The organism is Kitasatospora sp. NPDC056181, assembly GCF_042266225.1.
Lineage (GTDB): Bacteria > Actinomycetota > Actinomycetes > Streptomycetales > Streptomycetaceae > Kitasatospora.
The window spans coordinates 23,991-30,062 of sequence record NZ_JBHJUK010000111.1; the positions used below are offsets into that span (position 1 = coordinate 23,991).

5 protein-coding genes are annotated in these 6,072 nt (G+C 68.4%); 1 reads left to right on the forward strand and 4 read right to left on the reverse strand.

The annotated features are described in order from the left end of the window. Nucleotides 1-17: 17 nt before the first annotated feature. Nucleotides 18-1,157 carry a 3,5-dihydroxyphenylacetyl-CoA synthase DpgA gene (gene dpgA, locus ACFC1F_RS31840; RefSeq protein WP_209417453.1) on the reverse strand — a complete coding sequence of 380 codons (1,140 nt, stop codon included), beginning with the start codon at nt 1,155-1,157 and terminating at the stop codon, nt 18-20. Between the two features lie 152 nt (nt 1,158-1,309). On the opposite strand from dpgA, the gene dpgD reads away from it, so the two are divergent. Then, nucleotides 1,310-2,029: an enoyl-CoA-hydratase DpgD gene (gene dpgD / locus ACFC1F_RS31845; protein ID WP_376163525.1), complete on the forward strand. Its 720-nt coding sequence runs from the start codon at nt 1,310-1,312 to the stop codon at nt 2,027-2,029. Between the two features lie 13 nt (nt 2,030-2,042). Here dpgD and ACFC1F_RS31850 read toward each other — a convergent pair whose 3' ends face one another. The 3 genes from ACFC1F_RS31850 to ACFC1F_RS31860 all read right to left on the reverse strand — a co-directional run. Then, a complete protein-coding gene (locus ACFC1F_RS31850; RefSeq protein ID WP_376163528.1) occupies nt 2,043-3,191 on the reverse strand; it encodes a glycine amidinotransferase in 1,149 nt (382 codons plus the stop codon). 135 nt (nt 3,192-3,326) lie between these two features. After that, entirely contained in the window at nt 3,327-4,367 is a 1,041-nt protein-coding gene (locus tag ACFC1F_RS31855; RefSeq protein ID WP_209417450.1) for a methyltransferase, read from the reverse strand. A 310-nt stretch (nt 4,368-4,677) separates the two neighbouring features. Further along, on the reverse strand, nt 4,678-6,072 hold a 1,395-nt coding region (locus ACFC1F_RS31860), incomplete at its 5' end, for an alpha/beta fold hydrolase (RefSeq protein WP_376163530.1).

Here is a 6,072-nt window from a genome sequence, read left to right on the forward strand (position 1 = left end):
CTCCGTCCCTCCCTCTTTCACCAGCGCACCAGCGCCATCTCGATCGTCGACCCCGGGCCCATGGTCATGAAGACCCCGTAATCTCCCGGGCGCACGGAGTCCTCGGCCATCAGCCGTTCGTAGGAAAACAGAAATGAACCACTGGAGAGATTTCCGTGGTCACGGAGCACACCGGTCGTGTGCCGCACGTCGTACCGGCTCAGCCCGAGATTCGCGCGCACCGAGTCGATGACCTTCTTGCCCCCGGAGTGCACTGTCCAGTGCGAGATGTCGGAACGCCGCAGACCCGTCCCGTCGAGCAGCCGGCCCAGTGCGATTTCGGCGTGCGCCCCCACGACATAGGGGACCTCGGGATCAAGATAGAAACTGTATTTCCCGTGGTCATCGTCCCAGTCGTAGCGCATCGCATCAACCGCCTCCGGAATGATGCAACTGGAAAAGCGCAGCAACGACGGGCCGGCCGTCCGCTCCAGCGCCTCCGCGGCCGCACCGTCCTCGGGGGCCAGGACGGCGAGCGCCGCGGAACCGTCCCCGAACAGGCTGTTGACCACGGACGTCCGCATCGTGCCGTCGAACACGTACGCCGCGGAGCACGCCTCCATGCACACCATCAGCGCCAGCTCACCGGGGTGGGCGTTCGCCCAGCCGGCCACCGCGGTGAGGGCGTTCAGCCCCGCGTTGCACCCCATTCCGACCACGTCCAGCCGCGAACAGTGGCGGTCGATCCCCAGCTCCTTGATGAGCAGGGCCGAGAAGCCCGGCGTGAGCAGCCCGGTCGTGGTGACGCAGCACAGGTAGCGCACGTCGGACAGCTCGGCACCGGCCGCCTTCAGGCAGGCCTCGACCGCCTCCCGGCCCATCGCCAGGCCCGTTGTCACGTGCTTCTGCAGCAGCTGGCCCTGCGTCTCGGTCGCCCGCGAGCCGTCCGGCAACAACGGCGGGAGGGTGAGGCCGCGGCGCTCGATCGCACTGTTCCGGAAAATCGACCTGATCCGCGGATCGGTGACCTTGAACTCCTCCAGGATTTCCTCCTGCGTGTAGGAGGTGGCCGGAACCGCCGTCCCCACGCCGAAAACACGCGGGAATATCCTGGAGTTCCCGCCGGCACCGGCGGAGCCCGGCGCGGCGTACTGCGGTGGCCTTTCGGACAGTTTCATGACATTCGACTCCCAGCGAAGACTCGTCAAATCGGTGATCCGCAACCGGCGCATGGACTACCATCGCCTGCATGTCGCTGACCAGGGTTTGCTACGAAAAGAACGGCCATACCGCCCAGATAACTCTCAACCGCCCGGAAGTCCTCAATGCGATGGATCTGCGGATGCACGAGGAACTCGCCGAGGTGTGGGACGACTTCCAGGCCGACGACGACCTGTGGGTCGCCGTCCTCTCCGGCGCCGGCACCCGCTCGTTCTCCGTCGGGCAGGACCTCAAGGAGGCCGCCCGGCGCAACAGCGAGGGCACGGCCGGGCCCGCAACCTTCGGCAGCCGTGGCAAGCCCGGCTGGCCACGGCTCACCGAACGGTTCGACCTGGCCAAGCCGGTGGTCGCCAAGGTGCGCGGGTTCGCCATGGGCGGCGGCTTCGAACTGGCCCTGGCCTGCGACATCATCATTGCCTCCGAGGACGCGGTGTTCGCACTGCCCGAGGCCAGGCTCGGTCTCGTCGCAGGTGCGGGCGGGGTGTTCCGGCTGAGCCGGCAGCTGCCGTGGAAGACCGCGATGGGCTACCTGCTGACCGGGCGGTCCATGGACGCGCAGCGCGCCTACGAACTCGGCCTGGTCAACGAGGTGGTCGCGGCGGACGACCTCGACGCCTGCACCGACCAGTGGGTGGCGGACATCCTCCGCTGCGCCCCGCTCTCGGTCCGGGCGGTCAAGGAGGCCGCCACCGCGTCCGCCCACCTCCCGCTCGAAACGGCCTTCGCCATGCGCTATCCCTGGGAGGAACGACGCATGCACAGCAGGGACGCCGTGGAAGGCCCGCGCGCGTTCGCCGAGAAGCGCGCGCCCGAGTGGGAGGGCCGCTGAGCCGCCGGGCCGCTCAGCCCAGGTAGTCCTCCGGCCCCCCGTCGCGCACGGTGTCGAGCGTGAAGCAGTGGAACCCGCCTCCGAACAGGCGCCGGTGCCTGTGGCGGACCGGCACGACGGTGAACGAGTGCTTCTCCAGCGTCCGCATGAGCTCCGGGCACGCGTCGTTGACGAGGACCGTGTCCGGGGCCGTGGACAGCACGTTCAGGTCGATGAACGGGCTGGTGAGGACCAGGTCGTCGTCCTCGTAGGCGGGGAAGTTGTTCGACTCCGGAGCCGGGGCCACGATCATGTCCCAGCCGCGCAGTTGCTCGGGCAGCTTCTCCGCCACCTCCAGGGACCGCACCAGCAGGGTGCCGGGACGCAACGCCAGCACCATGCTGTCGATGTGACTGTCACTCAGCTGGTGGACCCGGTGAACGCGGAACCGGCCCTCCAGGTGGCGCTCCAGCCAGTCGCAGGCGAGAGCATGGTTGGCGGTCGAGATGTTGGCGACGATGTCCCGCCCCAGCCGCAGGCACTGCGCGCCGTCGAACATCATCTCGAAGCCCACGTCGTAGGCCGAGGGCTGCGGGTCGTCGATCGGCTCCGTGGGGCCGCCGGCCGTGCTGGAGCGCACGTACGACAGGTCGAAGGAGGCGTCCGTCATCATCGGCCGCGGCATGACGGTCCATCGGGCGCCGCGGCGGAAGTACTCCTGGAAGACGGGCTTGAGCAGCTGGGTCTCGAAGTACCGGGAGCGGATCATCGGCGCGGTCTCGATGATCTCGTCGCCGACGATCAGCGTGTTGTCCCGGACGTTCAGCGGCGGTACCACCGACGCCGCCCAGGCCGGCGTCCGGACCTCGGACGTGTCCGCGTCCACGTCCATCGGCCGCAGGACGTTCACCGAGAGCGACCGGAGGGTGTCGGCGATGCCTTCGAGGTCTTCGTTGAGTTCTTCGACGTACCGCTGCTTGATGGGCACGCGCCCGGACCCGCCGCCGCTGCGGGCGGACAGCCGGGGGTAGTACCACTCGGAGCGCGACGGATTGTCATGGGCGATGTTGTCGTGGAAGAACAGGTCGAAGGAGAGTTCCCGGCTGTGCGAGACGTAGTTTCTCGCGGAACCGACCACGACCTCCCTGAGCGGCGACCATTCATCGAAGCTGTTCAGCTGCACAATCATCCTCTTGCTGGGATCAGATACTGCCCGCGACGACCGGGAAAGGACGGCGGGAACGCCCGTGCGGGTGGCCCGCCCCGCGAGGTGGCGCCCGCCGCCCAGTACCGGCCTGAAACGCGTGCGCCCTCCGCGCTACTTCGTTCCCATGCTCAGTCCGTGCTCATAGGGAAGGCCGGTGACGGTCTCGACGTCCTTGAAACCGGCCAGCTTCAGCCACGCCTCGTAGTCCCTCGCCGGATAGGCCATTCCCTGACCGCTGGCCAGGACGTTGAAGTACAGGCCGAGCCGGGCGCCGAAAATGCCCGAGGTCTCGTCGTCCGAAACGTTGTAGCCGTAGACGAAGATCCTCCCGCCGTCCGGGAGGGCGTCGTACGCCTTCTTCATCATGCCCACGATCTGCTCTTCCGAGAAGATCTCCAGGACGTGGCTGAAGAGTACGGCATCGGCACCGGACGGGAATTCGTCCTGGAAGATGTCACCGGCGTGCAGCCGGACGCGGTCCGGGAAGGCGGCCGCGGCATCCTCGTCGGTGAGCCCGGAGACGCTCGGCATGTCGAAGATCGTGGACGTCAGCCCGGGGTGGTTGGCGACCAGCCGGAGGGAGGTCGTGCCGTCCCCGCCGCCGACGTCCAGCAGGTGCCGCACGGACCCGAACTCCGGCCGGCCGACCAGACCGTCCACGGAGCGCAGGGTGAAGGCGCTCATCGCCCGGTGGAAGACCGCCTCCAGCTCGGGGTTGCGCGAAAGCCGCTGGTAGAGCGTGGGCTCGTCGCCGGGGTAGCTGTCCAGCGCCGTGTTCCGGCCGGCGCGCAGGGCCGTCGTCATCTGGGCGAAGGCGGGGTAGTAGACCTCCTTCCAGCCGATCATGATGTGGCTCCAGCTGTCCTCGGCGTCCGAGGCCAGCAGGTCCTGGGCGACCCGGGAGTTGGAGTACATCCCGTCCTTGCGCTCCAGCAGCCCGGTGGTGCACACGGCCTGCAGCAGGACCCGCAGCTGGTGCGCCGGGATGCCGGCGTGCTCCAGGATCTCCGTGAACTCGGCCGAGGGCCGGTCGGCGAGGAAATGGAAGATCCTCAGCTCCGCCGCGGTGGTCACGGCGTTGAAGAGCGCCGGGGCGTTCACCAGGAACATGAGCTTCTCGTATGCGGGGTCACCGTCGTACGACTCGTCCATTTTAAACCGTCGCCTTCTACTCTTTCGATGAATCTGAGGATGTGGTGCGGTGGTTGCTGCTTTTCGATGGGGAGAACGCCCGCCGAAAATGTATCGGGATTCCGCATTACCCTGGCAAGATCACCGACATGTGGCGTGGGTCACTGTGCCGATTCACTGTCCGGGGTCGCCTTTTACGGCGACCCCGGGTTTTCACGGTGACGCCGGGTTCCTGCGGTGATTTCGGGTTTTACGGCGACGCCGAGTCCTTGCGGTGCCGCCGGATTTTTACGGTGTCGTCGGATTCCTACGGTGCCCTTGGGCGGAGCGTTCAGTCAACCTGGTCCCCGTGCGAAAGCAGGGGTACGGCGGACTTCCAGGCCAGTTCCAGATTGGCCAGCTGCCCCATGCGCTGGTGGTCGCAGTCCAGCGCCACCTCCCGGACCTCCGCCGAGCTGTATTTCTTCCACGCCTCGGCGAGGGGCGGAGTCGTCGCACGGCCGTTCCGGGAGGAGACGAAGACGATGTCCCCGTCGTACGTCCCGGGATCGTGCCCCTCGTCCAACAGTTGGTTGTTCTCGATGATCCGGTGGACGTTCGCCCTGAGGGTGGCGGGCAGCTCCCTCGCGAGCTGCTCCTCGTCGGGCGGCAGGGCAGCCCCGTCGTCCGGCGATCCCGCCCCGCCGTCCTGCGTTCCTGCCCCGTCCCCCGGCGATCCCGCCCCCTCCCCCGTGCGAACGGGCCGGCACTCGGCGAGATGGGGGTCCAGGAGGACGAGGCCGGCCACCTCCTGGCCGAGCTCCTGCAGCTGAACGGCCATCTCGTGCGCCACGACGCCGCCGAACGACCAGCCGAGCAGGTAGTACGGCCCCTCGGGCCGGACGGCCCTCATGTGCGCGATGTACTGGGCGGCCATCTCCTTGAGCGTCCGCGGGAGCGCGGTCCCCCCGTCGAGGCCCCGCGCCTGGATGCCGTAGACCGGGTGCGGATCGGTGACGTACCGCGCGAGCGGCATGTAGCACCAGCTCATCCCGGTGCCGGGATGGATGCAGAAGATCGGCGGCTTCTCCCCGTGATCGCGGATGACGAGGAGCTCGCTCAGCGCGCCCTGGCCGGTCTGCCCGCTCAGCGCGTCGACGAGGCCCGCGACGGTCGGGGCTTCGAAGAGCGTGCGGATGCCGAGCTCGACGCCCAGCAGGGTCCGGATGCGGCCGACGAGGCGGGTGGCGAGGAGCGAGTGCCCGCCCAGCTCGAAGAAGTTGTCGTCGACACCGACGTGTTCGACGCCGAGGACGTCGGCGAAGACGGTGCAGAGGAGCTCCTCCTCCACCGTCGACGGGCCACGGCCGGTGGACGCGGCCGCGTAGTCGGGAGCGGGGAGCGCGCGCCGGTCGAGCTTGGCATTGACGGTCAGCGGCAGGGCATCGAGGACGACGACCGCTGCCGGGACCATGTACTCGGGCAGCTGCTCGGCGGCGAACGCCCGCAGCGCGGAGGGCAGTTCCTGCCCGTCCTGACCGGGAGCGGGAACGGCATAGGCGACGAGCCGCTTGTCGCCGGGACTGTCCTCGCGAACGATCACCGCCGCCCGGGCCACACCCCGGTGCGCGGCGACGACCGACTCCACCTCGCCCAGCTCGATCCGGAAACCACGGATCTTCACCTGGTCGTCGGTACGCCCGATGAACTCCAGGTTCCCGTCCGCCTGCCACCGCACCAGGTCCCC

Excerpts from the sequence above, each read along its gene's own strand:
- dpgA (WP_209417453.1), bottom strand. The coding sequence starts at position 1,157 with ATGAAACTGTCCGAAAGGCCACCGCAGTACGCCGCGCCGGGCTCCGCC.
- dpgD (WP_376163525.1), top strand. The coding sequence starts at position 1,310 with ATGGATCTGCGGATGCACGAGGAACTCGCCGAGGTGTGGGACGACTTC.
- ACFC1F_RS31855 (WP_209417450.1), bottom strand. The coding sequence starts at position 4,367 with ATGGACGAGTCGTACGACGGTGACCCCGCATACGAGAAGCTCATGTTC.